At 44.6% G+C, this 15,996-nt stretch carries 14 protein-coding genes and 2 other annotated features; of the genes, 10 read left to right on the top strand and 4 right to left on the bottom strand.

Features of this window, described 5'->3' with window-relative positions; translation table 11 throughout:
• The first annotated feature begins 135 nt into the window (after positions 1-135).
• The gene (gene corA, locus L7D49_RS16445) at positions 136-1,098 is read left to right on the top strand and encodes a magnesium/cobalt transporter CorA (RefSeq protein ID WP_238082883.1); all 963 of its coding nucleotides are present in this window, start codon (positions 136-138) and stop codon (positions 1,096-1,098) included.
• A gap of 61 nt (positions 1,099-1,159) precedes the next feature.
• Here corA and thpR read toward each other — a convergent pair whose 3' ends face one another.
• On the bottom strand, positions 1,160-1,705 hold the full coding sequence (thpR, locus tag L7D49_RS16440; protein WP_238082881.1) for an RNA 2',3'-cyclic phosphodiesterase: 546 nt from the start codon (positions 1,703-1,705) through the stop codon (positions 1,160-1,162).
• A gap of 120 nt (positions 1,706-1,825) precedes the next feature.
• Here thpR and L7D49_RS16435 point away from each other — a divergent pair, with 120 nt between their 5' ends.
• The 4 genes from L7D49_RS16435 to L7D49_RS16420 all read left to right on the top strand — a co-directional run bounded on the left by L7D49_RS16435 (position 1,826) and on the right by L7D49_RS16420 (position 5,625).
• The gene (locus tag L7D49_RS16435; RefSeq protein ID WP_238082879.1) at positions 1,826-3,874 is read left to right on the top strand and encodes a catalase; all 2,049 of its coding nucleotides are present in this window, start codon (positions 1,826-1,828) and stop codon (positions 3,872-3,874) included.
• Between the two features lie 293 nt (positions 3,875-4,167).
• On the top strand, positions 4,168-4,320 hold the full coding sequence (locus L7D49_RS16430; protein WP_238082877.1) for a hypothetical protein: 153 nt from the start codon (positions 4,168-4,170) through the stop codon (positions 4,318-4,320).
• Complete coding sequence (locus tag L7D49_RS16425; protein WP_238082875.1) at positions 4,298-5,098, top strand: HAD family hydrolase; 801 nt, start codon at positions 4,298-4,300, stop codon at positions 5,096-5,098. The genes L7D49_RS16430 and L7D49_RS16425 overlap by 23 nt, the downstream gene beginning before the upstream one ends.
• A 161-nt stretch (positions 5,099-5,259) precedes the next feature.
• The gene (locus tag L7D49_RS16420) at positions 5,260-5,625 is read left to right on the top strand and encodes a hypothetical protein (RefSeq protein ID WP_238082873.1); all 366 of its coding nucleotides are present in this window, start codon (positions 5,260-5,262) and stop codon (positions 5,623-5,625) included.
• A gap of 201 nt (positions 5,626-5,826) precedes the next feature.
• On the opposite strand, the gene serA is transcribed toward L7D49_RS16420, so the two are convergent.
• Together serA and L7D49_RS16410 are read right to left on the bottom strand one after the other, a co-directional pair.
• The gene (gene serA, locus L7D49_RS16415; protein WP_238082871.1) at positions 5,827-7,413 is read right to left on the bottom strand and encodes a phosphoglycerate dehydrogenase; all 1,587 of its coding nucleotides are present in this window, start codon (positions 7,411-7,413) and stop codon (positions 5,827-5,829) included.
• Positions 7,413-8,570 carry a pyridoxal-phosphate-dependent aminotransferase family protein gene (locus L7D49_RS16410; RefSeq protein ID WP_238082870.1) on the bottom strand — a complete coding sequence of 386 codons (1,158 nt, stop codon included), beginning with the start codon at positions 8,568-8,570 and terminating at the stop codon, positions 7,413-7,415. The genes serA and L7D49_RS16410 overlap by 1 nt, the downstream gene beginning before the upstream one ends.
• Before the next feature lie 58 nt (positions 8,571-8,628).
• Positions 8,629-8,848, bottom strand: a binding site (T-box leader).
• 50 nt (positions 8,849-8,898) lie between these two features.
• Positions 8,899-9,122 (bottom strand) — a binding site (T-box leader).
• A 141-nt stretch (positions 9,123-9,263) separates the two neighbouring features.
• Between L7D49_RS16410 and L7D49_RS16405 the strand changes: the two genes are divergently transcribed.
• Complete coding sequence (locus L7D49_RS16405) at positions 9,264-9,770, top strand: DUF3231 family protein (RefSeq protein WP_238082868.1); 507 nt, start codon at positions 9,264-9,266, stop codon at positions 9,768-9,770.
• Between the two features lie 98 nt (positions 9,771-9,868).
• Positions 9,869-11,908, top strand: coding sequence for a prolyl oligopeptidase family serine peptidase (locus tag L7D49_RS16400; protein ID WP_238082867.1), 2,040 nt, complete (start codon positions 9,869-9,871; stop codon positions 11,906-11,908).
• 53 nt (positions 11,909-11,961) lie between these two features.
• Here the strand turns inward: L7D49_RS16400 and L7D49_RS16395 are convergent, their stop codons facing one another.
• Positions 11,962-12,948 (bottom strand): M23 family metallopeptidase, encoded by a 987-nt coding sequence (locus L7D49_RS16395; RefSeq protein ID WP_238082865.1) that lies wholly within the window; start codon positions 12,946-12,948, stop codon positions 11,962-11,964.
• Positions 12,949-13,097: 149 nt separating this feature from the next.
• On the opposite strand from L7D49_RS16395, the gene L7D49_RS16390 reads away from it, so the two are divergent.
• The 3 genes from L7D49_RS16390 to L7D49_RS16380 all read left to right on the top strand — a co-directional run bounded on the left by L7D49_RS16390 (position 13,098) and on the right by L7D49_RS16380 (position 15,969).
• A complete protein-coding gene (locus L7D49_RS16390; RefSeq protein WP_238082862.1) occupies positions 13,098-14,096 on the top strand; it encodes a dipeptidase in 999 nt (332 codons plus the stop codon).
• Positions 14,097-14,118: 22 nt separating this feature from the next.
• Positions 14,119-15,345, top strand: a complete 1,227-nt coding sequence (locus tag L7D49_RS16385; protein WP_238082860.1) for a DUF819 family protein — start codon at positions 14,119-14,121, stop codon at positions 15,343-15,345.
• An 87-nt stretch (positions 15,346-15,432) separates the two neighbouring features.
• Positions 15,433-15,969: a helix-turn-helix domain-containing protein gene (locus L7D49_RS16380; RefSeq protein WP_238082858.1), complete on the top strand. Its 537-nt coding sequence runs from the start codon at positions 15,433-15,435 to the stop codon at positions 15,967-15,969.
• Positions 15,970-15,996: the final 27 nt, after the last annotated feature.

The raw sequence follows: 15,996 nt of genomic DNA, 5'->3' as shown, positions 1-15,996 counted from the left end.
TCTATCCCTCCTGTCTTCGACTGTAGTATGGTACGATTATGATTCCAAATACATCACTTGTATGGCAAGCAGATGAATCGGGTATAGGTAAAACAGAAGTATAGGTTCGGAAGTTAAGGTAAAGAAGGTGAAGGCATGATCCGAACAGTAGGTGAAACGTCAGATGGAGAGCTTTTGTTTGATTTTCAATTGGAAGATATGGCGGATCTATCTTTGGAGTGGTATTGGGTGGACTTCGATCAGCCGACAGCTGAGGAAGCTTCCTTGCTGCATTCCCACTTCCACTTCCATCCTCTGGCGATTGAAGACTGTTTAGGCCGATTGCAGCGGCCTAAGCTTGATTATTACGAAGGCTATACGTTTTTTGTGTTGCATTCCATCTGCCACAATGATTTAGTCGCAGAGGAATTAAATCTTTTTCTAGGAGACAGGTTTGTCGTCACCTTCCATTTCGATCGTTTGCAGGAGTTGGACAAGGCACGTGAAATGATCAGCAGAAACCCGAAAAAATGGGAACGGGGCCATGTCTATACGGCATACGAGATTATCGATAAGGTGGTCGACCAATACTTCCCGATTTTATATAATATCGAAGATCATTTGGATGAAATTGAAGATCAATTATCACCTCGGAATGTCCATTTGTCCATGGATTACGTGTTTGAAGTGAGAAGTGATCTGCTGCGTTTGCGGAGAACCATTTTTCCGATGCGAGAGCTGCTGTACCGGATGCTGGATTCGGAACGGCTGGACTTCATTCCACAAGAGCATGCGTACTTCTCTGATATATATGATCATCTAATCCGGCTGGGTGAAATGATTGATTCCAATAGAGAATTGACTGCCGATATTCGTGACAGTCAATTGTCGATCAATTCGAATCGGATGAATAGCATTATGACCACGCTGACTATTATTTCTTCTATTTTCATTCCGCTGACGTTCATCGCCGGAGTATATGGGATGAACTTTGATTATATGCCAGAATTGCATTGGAAATTTGGATATCCGATTGTACTTGTCCTCATGGCGGTCATCGGTTTTTCAATGGGCATCTGGTTCAAGTCAAAAGGTTGGCTTGGATTGGATAAATCATAAAAGGTGATAGTGAGAAAAAGCTGCATTCCGTTTTACACGGTTTGCAGCTTTTTTGCGGTCTCTAGGTAGTGAGCTCAAAATACCCGATTTCCTCATATTTTGGGGATTGTTCAGGATGGATCGTGAAAAGAGAAAATCCATCCACTTGGAAAGGCACCCCTGTAAATTCTTCTTTGACAATTGGTTTTCCTGCTGCCGGTTTTATCTTTTTCGCGATTGTAATATGCGGAGTAAAGCGGTTCGCATCTGTTCGTCCCGTTATGTTTTGGCATTGGGAATAAATCACCTGCTGCAATGAAGACAGTGGTGCTGAGTCGTCCGTTCCTAAGTAGACGACGCGAGGACCTTTTGGCGAGCCGAAGTAGGCAAGATGATTAATTTCAAGCTGGAACTTTTCATGTTGCACGGACAGGGATGACAATATTTTTTTCAGTGGCGTGATATGAGAGTTGGGAAGTGCGCCGATGAAAAGAAGTGTCATATGTAAATCCTCTTCATGTGGCAAGACTTTATACGTATCCAACAGATCCAGCTGCGTTTGAAATGAAGCTGCAATCGGCCGGATTGCTGCCGGCGCTTTAATTCCGATGAAATAATGGGCGGACATAATAGAACCCTCCTTCTTCGTCAATGCCTATTATAACCGTTCCTTTTTCCGATAAACATCGGACAACTATCCACAACCCGGGCGAACGCATATAGTAAGGTAGTGGTTTGTACTACTTGAATGGAAGGGGATTTAGTGGAAAAACCGACAAATAAGAAGCTGCAACAGCTTGCTCCGTATACGGTGAACAACTATGGAACGAGGATGACGACTAACCAAGGCCTGAGAATTTCAAATGATGAGGATTCCTTAAAAGCAGGTGTCAGAGGACCGACGCTGCTTGAAGATTTTCACCTCCGGGAAAAATTAACACATTTCGACCACGAACGGATTCCTGAGAGAGTGGTTCATGCACGAGGGTTCGCTGCACATGGTGAGTTTGAATTGCATCATTCAATGAAAGAATTCTCTAAGGCGGGTTTTCTACAAAAACCGGGTTCGAAAACGCCGGTTTTCATTCGCTTCTCAACAGTTGTAGGAAGTAAAGGTTCAGCTGATACCGTAAGGGATGTCAGAGGTTTTGCAATCAAGTTTTACACAGATGAAGGAAACTTCGATTTAGTCGGCAATAATATTCCAATCTTTTTTATTCAGGACGCGATAAAGTTTCCTGATCTAGTTCACGCCATCAAACCGGAACCGAATAACGAAATTCCGCAAGCCTCATCGGCACACGATACATTTTGGGATTTTGTCGCGAACAATCAAGAAACTGCCCATATGATCATGTGGCTAATGTCAGACCGAGCCATTCCAAGAAGCTTCCGTATGATGCAAGGCTTTGGTGTCCACACGTTCCGACTTGTGAATGAAGAGGGGAAAGGTAGATTTGTAAAATTCCATCTTAAACCGATACTAGGCGTTCATTCACTTGTGTGGGATGAAGCGCAGAAAATTGCAGGGAAGGATCCTGACTTTCACCGGCGTGATTTATGGGAAGCGATCGAGAGAGGCAATGTCGTAGAATACGAAATTGGCGTGCAGATGATTAATGAAGAAGATGAATTCATGTTCGGCTTTGATATTTTAGATGCGACTAAAATATGGCCGGAAGAAATTGTGCCCGTTCAAATGTTCGGCAAAATAACATTAAATCAAAATGTGGAAAATGTCTTTGCCGAAACAGAGCAAGTTGCTTTCCATTTAGGGAATGTAGTCCCGGGCATTGATTTTACAAATGATCCGTTATTGCAAGGAAGATTATTTTCCTATTTGGATACACAGCTGCTGCGGCTTGGCGGACCAAACTTCGTTGAAATCCCGATCAACCGGCCGGTCTGTCCATTCCATAACAATCAACGGGATGGCTTTAGCAGGCAGCGAATCGACGTCGGTCAAGTGAGCTACCATAAGAATTCATTAGCAAACAACACACCGTCCACCTCGCCATGGGAGGAAGGCGGCTATGTCCACTACGCGGAGAAGGTGGATGGACGTGTGATTCAAGGGAGAAGCGAATCGTTTCAAGATCATTTTTCGCAAGCTCGGCTTTTCTGGAACAGCATGACTCCACCTGAGAAACAGCATATTATGAACGCATTCATTTTTGAAGTAAGCAAAGTAAAATCGGAAAGTGTCCGACAGCAAGTGGTCGATATGTTCGTTCAAGTCGATGAAGAGCTGGCAAGGCGCCTTGCTGATGCGGTAGGCGTCAAGCAGCCGACAGGACAGCAAGTAAATGTATCGGCATCTTCTCCGGCCTTAAGCCAGGAAAACACGCCGAAGTATGCATATAGCCTGAAAACGGGAATCCTCATCGGCAATGACTTCAATGGAGCGGAAGTGAAGGCGGTCGTGAAAGAACTGCTTAAATATGGAGTGGTCGTAGATATCATAAGCGAAAAGCTCGGAACCGTGAAAGGGGCGGACGGAGTCGAAGCTGTCGTCAATGCTACCTTCACCACCGCGTCTCCAGTTTTGCTGGATTCCATCTATGTTGTCGGTGGTAAATCGGATGACCAACAGTCATTTGACCGGCATATTATCGACTATATTAATGAGACGTATAGGCATTACAAACCGATCGGTGTAGCCTCTACAGGGATGGAGCTCTTCGAAGAATCTGATGCAAAAGAAGGCCCGGGAGTCGTCTTGGATGGCCATCAGGGGTTTGCAGATCGATTTATCCACGCCATCGCCATGCAGCGGTTTTGGAACCGTAAAATGTAACTGTTTTTGATGGACGGTTCTCATGATCTCCCATGTGGGATTGCGCAGCTGTCGTTGATCGTGATGGTCGCTTCTGAAGTAATGCGGTGGCAGAGTGTTTATGAGTGGGTGCCGAGTGGTTATGCGCGTCTCTGTGATGTTAATGCGCGGGTGTCGAGAGGTTATGCGCGTCTCTGCGATGTTAATGCGCGGGTACCGAGTGTTTATGCGTGTCTCCTGAGATTAATGCGCGGCTGCAAAGTACTTATGCGTGCTTCCGCTAGGGAAAAGCAATTTTGTTCAAGGGAGCCAATGTGCCATCAACCGGGTTAAACGGGCTAGTGTACGATGCTGGATTAGCAATCGATAATATCCAAACGACCATTCCAATTCAAGATGGAACGGTCGTTTTTGTGTATAATCGTAGGAAAGGAGAGATGGCGGATGATTCGTACAGTATTATTTGATTTAGACGATACACTTTTGTGGGATAAAAAAAGTATTGCAACAGCATTTGAGAACACTTGTAACTATGCAGCAGACGTAACGGACGTCGATCCGGCACGTTTGGAGAACTCCGTACGGCAGACAGCCCGGGAGCTCTATTCTTCCTATCGTACATATGATTTCACTCAGCAAATTGGCATCAATCCATTTGAAGGGCTATGGGGAACATTTGATGATCCGGGTGAGATGTTTCAATTAATGAAAGAGTGGATTCCTACATATCAGAAGGAAGCATGGACGAAAGGTTTGTTGATGGAAGGAGTGGAGGACACGGAGCTGGGAGCTAAATTGGCAGAGCGTTTCCGTGAAGAACGTATTCGTTCTCCATTTGTGTATGAAGAGACATTCTCAGTTCTGGATCAATTAAAAGGTTCCTATGAACTTGTTTTGATTACGAATGGTTCACCATCCTTACAGCAGCAGAAGCTGACGATTACACCGGAGCTTGCTCCTTATTTCAATCACATCGTTATTTCGGGCGCTGTCGGCAAGGGTAAGCCGGATCGTGCCATTTTCCAATACGTTTTGGATCAAATCGGCCGAACTCCAAGCGAGTGCATCATGGTTGGGGATAACCACATGACGGATATTCTGGGTGCGAACGGCATCGGCATGAAGTCTGTGTGGATTAATCGTGAAGAGAAGTCCCCTCATCCTGACATCCATGCCACCTATGAAATCGATCATTTGGAGAAATTGCTCCTTATTCTTGACGGATTGAATGCAGTAACAAATTAATGATAAAGGGACCGGTTGATGGGGAGAAAACAATAAAAACACAGCATTTGGGGACACAGTTCGTATATGAATTGGTGTCCCCGTTTTTGTTGTTATAACAACCTTGTAACCAATAATAGCTTCTTACGACTAATTGAGAAAGGAGAGAGGAATGCTTTTATATGAAACGATTGATTATTTTTACACTGTTAATTTTTAGTTTATTTATTTTAGGTTGTGCAAACAGTAGCACTAATAGTGATTTTATTGAAAACTACAAACTGAATATTGCTGATTATAATTCTGTTCAAGTAACAATAGATGGAGTTATGGTCTTAGAATCTAACGACAACTCAAAGATAGAAAAAATTATTAAAGAAATAAATACTAGTAAGAGAGAGATTGCACAAGAAATAGAGTTTGAAGATCCTCCAGAAGGGCTGATTACACTTATAGGTAAAAATGAAGTGAAAATAGCGTTTTTTAAAGAATCTAGCAGAACTCTTTATGGAGATTATTACATTCATACAGACTTTAAATTTCAATAAATTTATTGAGCTAATGAGTTTAGTGCAATAAGGATAATAGGAAATTACGCCAAACAGCACTCAGATTCCTGAGTGCTGTTAGCTGTTTTTATATGGCTATTCCACTGTTGAAATATGAACTAATTAACCTGTCATTTCCGTTGTTAATTGCACATTTTTACCCATCAACCGAACCCGTTACTTCAATGGGCTCACCTTTTCTTACAAATCAATCGCCTTCACTTCGAATATATCCTCCAACGACTCAAGCCGTTCTACTTCATCCGGCTTCACATGATTATCCACTGCCAGCATCATAATGGCGTTCCCGCCAATTGTTTGACGCCCGACTTGCATCGTGGCAATGTTAATATTTTCAGCAGCCAGCAATGTGCCAACCCGTCCGATCGCTCCTGGCTGGTCTTTATGTTTAATGAGTAACAGATGGCCGTCTGGTACAACGTCTACCGCATAGTCTTCCACCTTGACGATTCTTGCTCCAAGTCCATTCAGCAACGTGCCCGCCACTTTATGGGATGTGCCTTTTGCTTTGATTTCAATGGAAATTAAGTGTAGAAATCCTTTTGTTGCTGTCGTTTTGTGTTCAGTTACATGGATGCCGAGCCGTTCTGCATGTAGCCTTGCGTTTACTTCATTCACATGGATGCCGAGATTTCGTTTCAATAGTCCTTTGACGATATTGCGCGTCAGCGGCCGGACATCATACGTAGCAAGTTCTCCTGCATACGCGATGTTCACTTCCTCAATTGCCTGGTCGCATACTCTCGATAGGAAGACGCCAAGCTTTTCTGCCAAACCATAGAATGGTTCGATCTTAGATAAAACCTCTTTCGGTACAGCAGGCAAATTCACTGGATTCTTCACAGGTTCGCCGGAAAAATAACGGAGAACGTCCTGGCTCACATCGACTGCGACACTTTCTTGTGCTTCCACCGTACTTGCACCGAGATGAGGAGTCGCAATTACTTGAGGCAGCGTCAAAAGCTTATGATCGAGGAACGGCTCGGTTTCAAACACATCCAGAGCAGCACCTGCTACTTTGCCCGAAACGATGGCTTCGTACAATACATCCTCATCAATGATCCCGCCTCGTGCACAGTTGATCAGCTGTACACCATCCTTCATTTTGGCGAAGGCTTTTTCGTCTAATAAATGATGAGTTTCCTTCAATAACGGCGTATGGATTGTGATGAAGTCAGCACATGCTAACACCTCATCCAATGTTCCATAACCTATCCCTAACTTTGTCGCTCTTTCCTCTGTTAAAAATGGATCGTATGCAATGACATTCATCCGCTGGCCTTTTGCACGATTGGCTACTTCAATGCCGATGCGTCCTAAACCAATAATGCCAAGCGTTTTATTTTTTAATTCCACACCGACAAACGATTTGCGATCCCAAACGCCATTTTTTAAAGACAGATAGGCTTGAGGTATGTTCCGAGCGAGAGCCGACAGCATGGCGATCGTATGCTCCGCTGCGGAATTCGTATTGCCGTCTGGCGCGTTGACGACGATCATGCCGTTCTCGGTGGCGGCATCCAAATCGATGTTGTCTACACCGACGCCAGCTCGGCCGATGATTTTCAATTGCTTTCCTGCTTCCAGCAACTCCCTAGTCACTTGTGTTTGGCTGCGGACAATGAGTCCATCGAAGTCAGGAATCATTTGCAATAATTCGGAAGCGGTACGATCGGTATCGACCACCACTTCGAATTGTTCATTTTGTCTAAGTGGCTGCAAGCCATCCTCGCTAATTGGGTCGGCAATTAAAATTCTGTATGTCATTATTTCGTTCCCCTTTCCAAGTAGATCTGTTGGGCAGCCGCAACGCCTTTGCCCAATTCAATTTGTTTTCCTGTTTTCATTAACGCAATTTCCACAAGTCCGATCGTTTGAATTACATCTGCTGGAGAGCAATATCCCATATGGCCGATTCGGAAGATTTCCCCTTTCAAGTGTCCCTGGCCACCTGCAATCGACATGCGGAAGTCATTTTTCAATACTTTCCTGAATTCCTCCGCATCAAAGTCCGCTGGACGAATGGCTGTTACAGTTGGAGAGGCGTCTTGATCAGACGTCAGTAACGGAATGTGATGAGCTTTAAATGCTGCCCTTGTCATCTCCATCAGCAATGAATGGCGACGATAGACATTTTCCAATCCTTCCTTCTCTAGCAAATCTAATGCTTGGTTGAGCCCGAATAGTAAGGAGAGTGCTGGTGTAAAAGGTGTCGTATTCTTCTCCAGGTTCGTTCGATATTTAATTAAATCAAAATAGAAACCGCGATTCGGGTTGGCTTGAATTCGTTCAAATGCTCGCTCGCTCATTGCAACAAAAGCGAGACCTGCTGGGAGCATAAGCGCTTTTTGAGAGCCTGTCACCAAAATGTCGATGCCCCAGTCATCCAATTTAGCAGGCACACCGCCAACACAGGAAACGCCGTCTACGATGAAAAGTGCATCAGATACCGAACGAATTCCTTTCGCCAATTCATCAATTGGATTTAAAACGCCAGTGGATGTTTCGCAATAGGTCGCGAAAACAGTGGAAATCTCCTTATGTTGTTCAAGAAAATGAGTGACTTCTTTTGGATCCACTGCTTTTCCCCATTCCACCTGGAGCTGATGAACTCGGATGCCATAGGCTTCGCAAATATCAACAAAGCGTGCACCGAAAGCACCGGTAACAATGACAAGCACTTCATCCAGTGGGCGCACTGCATTGACAACAGCGGCTTCAAGAGCTGCCGTGCCGCTCCCTGCCAGAATGACAACGTCTTGCTTTGTGCCGAAAATAGGCTGCAGTTTCGGTTGAATAGCACGAATTAAATCAGATGTCTCGGAACTGCGATGGCCGACCATCGGTATATTCATGGCCCGTTCCACACTTGGCGGAATCGGAGTTGGTCCTGGGATTCGTAAAATGGTTTGATCTGCTAACATGTCATTTCCTCCTTGTAGTTGACAAAATAAAAAGCCTTCCGCCCCTTACGCTGAAACGTAAAGGGGCGAAAAGCTGCTAAAGCTGGACGCGGTACCACCCTAATTCACTGTGAAATGCACAGTCTCTAATGCGTAACGTGCATGAAGCGGATGAACCTACTGTTAATTCAGTCCATCGATTCAGAAGTGCTATTCTTCAAGGGAAACGCTGATTTCCACCAACCATCAGCTCTCTGTAGATTCCTGCTTGAAGAACGTATCTCCATCACCATCATTTTTCTATAGTGTTGACAAAATAAAAAGCCTTCCACCCCCTGCAAAATTCATTGCAAGGGGCGAAAAGCTGTATTTACGCGGTGCCACCCTTGTTCACTACCACTAGGGCAGTCTTCGTTGCATGCGTAACGTGCATGACCGGGTGTCCCTACTGCAAAAAAAGTTCAGGCCACCTACTCGGAAGTGCTGCTAATACAACGGAACCACTGATTTTCACCACCCATCAGCTCTCTTGAGATCCCAAAATGTATCGCTTGTCTTCGTCATCGTATCTGTGAATTAAATTAAACACATCTTACTCAAAGAAAAAAAGTTTGTCAACGTTTTTTTTCTGGAGCGAATAAAATCACAGTTCCCACACAATATAACATGGACACCAAAGAATTGGAGAAAATGAAACGAAAAGAGGAGAAATATATGGGAATTTTAAGTGGAAATCCAAAAGAAGAGCCAATGCATTACGGCGAAGTCATCGGATGCTGGGCATATGTCGGTGCGAATAAAGGTCTAATCAGCGCCTATGAAGCGTTCATTAATCATGCAGGCGATGAAGAACTGAAAGAACTCTTAAGAGATTCGGTTGAAACAATGAAAGAACAGAATAGGAAAGTCGAGGAAGTATTAAAGGAAAACGGAGTGACCCCGCCTCCAACATTGCCGGAGAGAGCGGTCGCCAATACAGATGACATTCCGGCAGGAGCACGTTTTTCCGATCCTGAAATCGCCGGCGCCATCTCGATTAACGTTGGCCAAGCCCTCGTATCCTGCAGCCAAGTAATCGGTCAATGTTTGCGTGAAGATATTGCCATGATGTTCGCCAAATTTCATGCGGACAAGCTGATGTTCGGTAGCAAACTGCTCCGTTTGAACAAGGAAAAAGGCTGGATCATGCCGCCCCCACCATTGCACAAATCAGGACAATAAAAAGTGAAGCCGGGGAATTTTCCGGCTTTTTTTCGTGGTTCGAAACTTCAGAAGAATATGGTAAAATGAAGGGGAAGTGATGCGAAGGGGGAAAAATAATGACAGTCAAGACAAAAAGAGAGCAGGTTGTGGAAGATTATCATGGCACTTTAGTTGCCGATCCATACCGCTGGCTGGAAAATCCGGAGAATGAAGAAGTAAAACAATGGGTGGATGAACAGAACGAAAAGACACAAAGTTATTTGAGTAATTACCCGAAACGTGAAGAAGTGAAGGAAAAACTCATCAACGTATGGAACTTTCCGAAGTATTCCGTTCCACGAAAAGAGGGAGCGCATTACTATTTCCATAAAAATGACGGTCTCCAAAATCAAGCGGTTTTCTATCGGACAAGCGACTTGCAATCTGAAGATTTGGAAGTTGTTCTTGACCCGAATACGATGAATGAGGAAGGGACTGCAGCCATTACGAATCTGTCGTTTACAAAGGACGGAAAGCGACTCGCTTATGGTATCTCTTTGAACGGCAGCGATTGGCAGGAGATCTATATTCGTAATTTGGAAACTGGCGATAATGAGCCGGATGTAATCAAGTGGTGCAAATTCAGCAGCATTGCTTGGAACGAAGAGGGAACCGGCTTTTATTACAATCGATTCCCAGAGCCCGGCACTGTGCCTGCTGAAGAAGAAAGCTTTTATAACAAAGTATTTTGGCATGAGCTCGGGACTCCGCAGGAAGAGGATATCCTCGTTTTTGAGGACCGTGACAATAAAGAGCATTCATTCAACCCATCTTTCTCGGATGACTATCGTTACCTAATCTTGAATGTCTGGAAAGGGACGGAGAACAAGAGCCGTATTTATTATAAAAAGTTGGATGAGGACGGAGAATTCGTCAAATTGCTCGCCGATGACGACGCTCGGTATGATTTCCTTGGCAATGACGGAACGAAATTTTATTTCGTCACTAATCTGGATGCGCCAAAGGAAAAAATTATTGCCATAGATGTGGAACAGCCAGCGAAGGAGAACTGGATCGATGTCCTTCCAGAACAAGAGGATGTTCTAAATTTTGCAGCTATTATCCATGATCAATTCATCGTTTGCTATTTACACAATGCGCATTATGAGCTGAAAGTATTCCACAAAGACGGCAGCCTGGACAAAGAGATCCCATTGCCAAACTTTGTTTCAATCTCTGGTGTACAGGGCAAGCGGAAGGATGATGTCATGTATATTGGCTACACATCCTATCTCGCGCCTTCAACTGTCTCCCGCTATGATTTTACAACTGGCGCATTGGACCCGGTATTCGGGCAATCTTCCCAGTTTGACACGGAGAATTTTGAAACGACACAGGTATTCTACGAATCAAAAGACGGTACAAAAGTTCCGATGTTCCTGACCCACCGAAAAGGCTTGGAACTGAACAGTCAAAACCCAGTGCTGCTCTACGGTTATGGTGGTTTCAATGTCAGTTTGACGCCAGCCTTTTCTCCAGCACAGCGCATGTGGATTGAGCAAGGCGGCGTGTATGCAGTTGCCAATCTGCGCGGCGGCGGGGAATTCGGGGAAGAATGGTACAAGGCAGGAACGCTGGAGCGGAAGCAAAATGTGTTTGACGACTTCATTTCGGCGGCAGAATGGCTAATTGCCAGCGGCTACACATCGGTCAGCAAACTGGCAATCATGGGTGGAAGCAACGGCGGCCTTCTTGTAGCTGCATGCATAACACAGCGTCCTGATCTGTATGGTGCAGCTATTTGCCAAGTTCCTGTCATCGATATGCTCCGCTATCATAAGTTCACGGTGGGCCGCTATTGGGTGACCGATTATGGCAATGCCGAGGAAAGTGCGGAACAATTCGAGTACATGTACAAGTATTCGCCGCTGCATAATGTGAAAGAAGGCACCGAATATCCACCTACCTTGATCACAACTGCAGATACCGACGATCGCGTTGTACCGTTGCATGCGAAGAAGTTCGCTGCCACATTGCAGGAAGTTCAGCAAGGCGACAATCCGATTTTGCTGCGAGTGGAAAAAAACGCAGGCCACGGTCTTGGCAAGCCAACTGCGAAAATCATTGAAGAACAGACGGATGTCATTTCATTCCTTTTCAAAACATTAGAAGTCTGAACAAAATAAGAAAAAGCGACGGGATTTGGAAATCCGTCGCTTTTTTGCTGCTTTTAATGTCGCTTTTGCCGATCTTGCCGTTCCCAGAGGCTCAGAGAAGGATACGGATCGAATGCCCATTCAGTCCGACCATTGTATTTATATACGCCATAATGCAAGTGAGGCGGGAATTTGCCAGATGTTCCTTCCTTCCCATATCCGGAACTCCCGACGAAACCAATTACAGTTCCCGGTTCGACGACATCTCCTTCTTTAATTTCCTTATTGAAGTAAGCTAAGTGGGCATAATAATGATACGTATTGTGATTATCGCGGATACCGATCCGCCACCCGCCATAATTATTCCAGCCCATCACTTCTATGACTCCGTAGGAAGCTGACATAACCGGCGTGCTATAGCCGGCAAAAATATCGGTTCCTTCGTGGATGCGGCGCCCGCCCCATCCCCGGCTTGCACCCCATGTGCTCCGGTACGTATAATTGTATCCTTTTGGAATAGGGAACCGGTGCTCATCGAGCTCAATGGTTTCAAAACGGGAATACAAGGTGGCAATTGCCATAATTTGATTGACCGTCGATTCTTGTTCATACAATTGTTCCAACGCTATTTTAAAGTCATCTTCGGAGGATCCATATACGCTCAGCGCTGAATGGAGAGTGAGCAGCAAATCATCTGGATTGGATTTGTCGGCTACTCCGTCACCATCTCCATCCATCCCGATTCCGTCGAAATATGTGATGGATTCGTTGGAGTTATTTTGAGCATCCGGATTGACCGCTCCAATCCAGTCTTCATCGGTAAAGCGTATTGCAAGAGGACCGTCATTTTTCTCAATGTCATTCCGTACTTGTTGGATATTCCGTTCGTATTGATCGATGGCAGCTAAATAATACCATGGGACCAATTCGTCGGAATAGCGCAAATATAGATCCATCCGTTCACTGGGTAACAGTTCGATTTGATCGTTTGCCATGATTTTTTGCTTTTGCAAGGCAAAAATGCTCATGAAAACAAATAATCCGATAAAAGCACGACGCATTTACACAAATCCTCCTTTGCCTTGTTAGCGTTCCCGCTTTTCCCTGAACCATGTATGTACTATTGAACAATAATTCTCTCAATAATCACTTGTTTTAAGATAATAAATAAATTACAATATAATAAAATCGGGCAGGGAGGTGACTTGTTATGAAAGTGTTCGATTTACATTCTGATTTATTTACTGATATTGCCATGCGGAGGAGTCAGGGAGAACGTCGTGTATTTGATCGGCTACATTATCCGAAATTGAAAAAGGGACATGTCGATTCAGTTTTGTGCGTCATTTGGGTGGAACGTGAATTCCGTCAAACTTCCCTTGCGCGCTTTCGATTCCTATATGACCACGTAATGGAGGATTTGGCAGAATCTGAACATGCTGCCGTTTGCCGGACTGTTCACGAGATGGAAAACAAAAGAGACACAGATCGAGTGAAGGTGTATTTAGGACTGGAGGGTCTCACATTCATGGAGGCCTGGGAAGGCGCTTCCGTGGAAGAGAGAGTAACCCGTGCCTTTCATGAATTGGACCAGGAAGGTTTTCATCATGCCATCCTCGCTTGGAATGAGCATAATTTTCTTGCCAGTGGAACAGGTGCGGACAATGGGCATGATCCAAAGGGTCTTTCGCCAGATGGTATAGCAGCCATTAAAGAAATGGAGCGGTTGAACTGGTTGATTGATGTCTCCCATATGGATGAAACGTCGTTCTGGGACATTGAGCGTCACGTCAACGGAACACTGATTGCTTCGCATAGCAATGCCAGGGCGATTTGTGATCACGAACGCAATTTGACTGATAGCCAATTGAAAGCGATTGCACAAAAACAAGGCCTCATCGGATTGAACGCTCATTATGAATTTATTGATCCCGAAAAACCGTCCCTTGAACGGCTTGTCGATCATGCGGTGTATATCTCCGATTTAGTCGGCACGGAGCACTTGGCATTCGGCTTTGATTTTCTTGATTTTCTAGCACCTTATGACACGACAGTAGGAGCTGGAGGGAAAACAGCTGGATTTGAATCTGCTCTGCAAGTGCCGCATCTATTGGAGCGAATGGCGCAAAGAGGATTTACACAGCAAGAGATCGAGCGCATCAGTTTTGGGAATGCAATGGAAGTAATGAAGCGGCATATGAAGAAGTAAGAATAGAAAAGGGGAAATAACCGTGGAGAATACACTTATCAAGTCAGATGATTTTATTACGTTATGGGGTATCATTGTCGTTTGGGCAGCAGTAAGTATTTATTTGGAACAGCGATTTACTTGGGCAAGCAAAGTGTCCGGTGCCATCATCGCGCTAGTCGGGGCGATCATTCTATCTAATACTGGCATAATTCCGACGGATTCACCGGTTTATGATTCCATTTGGGCATTCATTATTCCGCTGGCCATTCCGCTTTTATTGTTTCACGTGAACTTTAAAAAGATTTGGCAGGAAAGCGGGCGGATGCTGATCATATTCCTTATTAGCTCCATCGGTACCGTGGCAGGAACCATCATCAGCTTCTTCCTTTTGAAAGACCATATTCCATATTTAGATAAAATCGGAGGCATGATGAGTGCGTCCTACGTTGGAGGCGGGGTCAACTTTGCCGCAATGGCCGGTAAATTTGAAACGCCAGGGGAAATGGTTTCTGCCACGATTGTCGCAGACAATCTTATGATGGCACTGTATTTTGTCGTTCTGATGATAATTCCAACAATGGCGTTTTTCAGAAAACGTTATTCAACTCCGCATGTGCTGGAAGTTGAAAAACAAAGTGGTGAACAGGATGGCAAGACATTGGCAGAAAACTTCTGGTCGAGAAAAGACATTTCATTGAAAGATATGGCATTATCTATCGGGACAGCATTCTTTCTAGTTATCATTGCATTTAAAGTGGCGGCTTTCCTGGATGGCATTATTCCATCAGGAGAAGATGTATCGTTCTTCTTTAACTTACTGAATGGATTGTTCGGAGATAAATATTTGATCCTGACAACAATCACGTTCATCGCTCTGGCGCTATTCCCGAAATATTTTGAAGGAATCAATGGCAGCCAGGAAATGGGTACCTTGCTCATTTATCTATTCTTTGTCGTCATCGGTGTACCGGCATCTATTCCGTTGATCATACAAAATGCGCCACTCTTGCTTGTATTCGTAGCCATTATTGTAATCGTCAACATGCTTGTTTCTTTAACAGCAGGCAAGCTATTAAAATACGATTTAGAAGATATCCTGCTTGTGAGCAATGCAAATATCGGCGGACCGACAACCGCTGCTGCGATGGCCATTGCAAAAGGCTGGAAAAACCTGATCGGACCGATCCTTGTCGTCGGTACCATCGGATATATTATCGGAAACTACATCGGTACAACGTTAGGTTTGTGGTTTGCGACATTGTTGTAATAGATGGACCCGTTAGATACTAACGGGTTTTTCAATTTATCGCAAAATATGGTATGATGGCGAAAATGTAATAGAAGAGGCGGTACTATGTTTGATGGACTGAAAATCAAAACATTGCGCACAGAGCAGCAGCTGTCCTTAAAGGAGTTGGCTGCAAAGTCAGGTGTCAGCATCAGTATGATCAGCCAAATCGAAAGAGGCAACACAGACCCGACGTTGACTACGCTCTATAAATTGTGCAAAGGCTTGGATGTTTCCATTTCCACGTTGTTGGGAGCGGATGAACAAACGACACAAATTGTCCGGAAAGAGGAAAGAAAAACGGTTGATTTCCCTCAATCCAATTCAAAGTATCATTTATTGACCCCGATTAATGAAGGGTCGATTGAAATGATATTAATTCAAATGGAACCTGGACAACAGGATCAGCAATTGGTGGAGCATGCAGGGGAAGAATGCGGATTTATCATGTCTGGTGAAATGACCATTGTTCTGGGGGAAGAGGAATACATTTTGAGGGAAGGGGACAGCATCCGTTTCAAGAGTGCGACGCCCCATCGTTTTGTAAATCATACTGATCGAGTCGCGACCTCCATTTGGGCCATGACGGGAAGGGTGCTGTGAAGCCTCGAACGTAGGAAGTCATCTTGA

Source organism: Sporosarcina cyprini, assembly GCF_022048975.1.
GTDB classification, from domain to species: Bacteria; Bacillota; Bacilli; order Bacillales_A; family Planococcaceae; genus Sporosarcina; species Sporosarcina cyprini.
The sequence above is the reverse complement of the archived record's forward strand: the minus strand, read 5'-3'. Positions and strand labels throughout refer to the sequence as shown.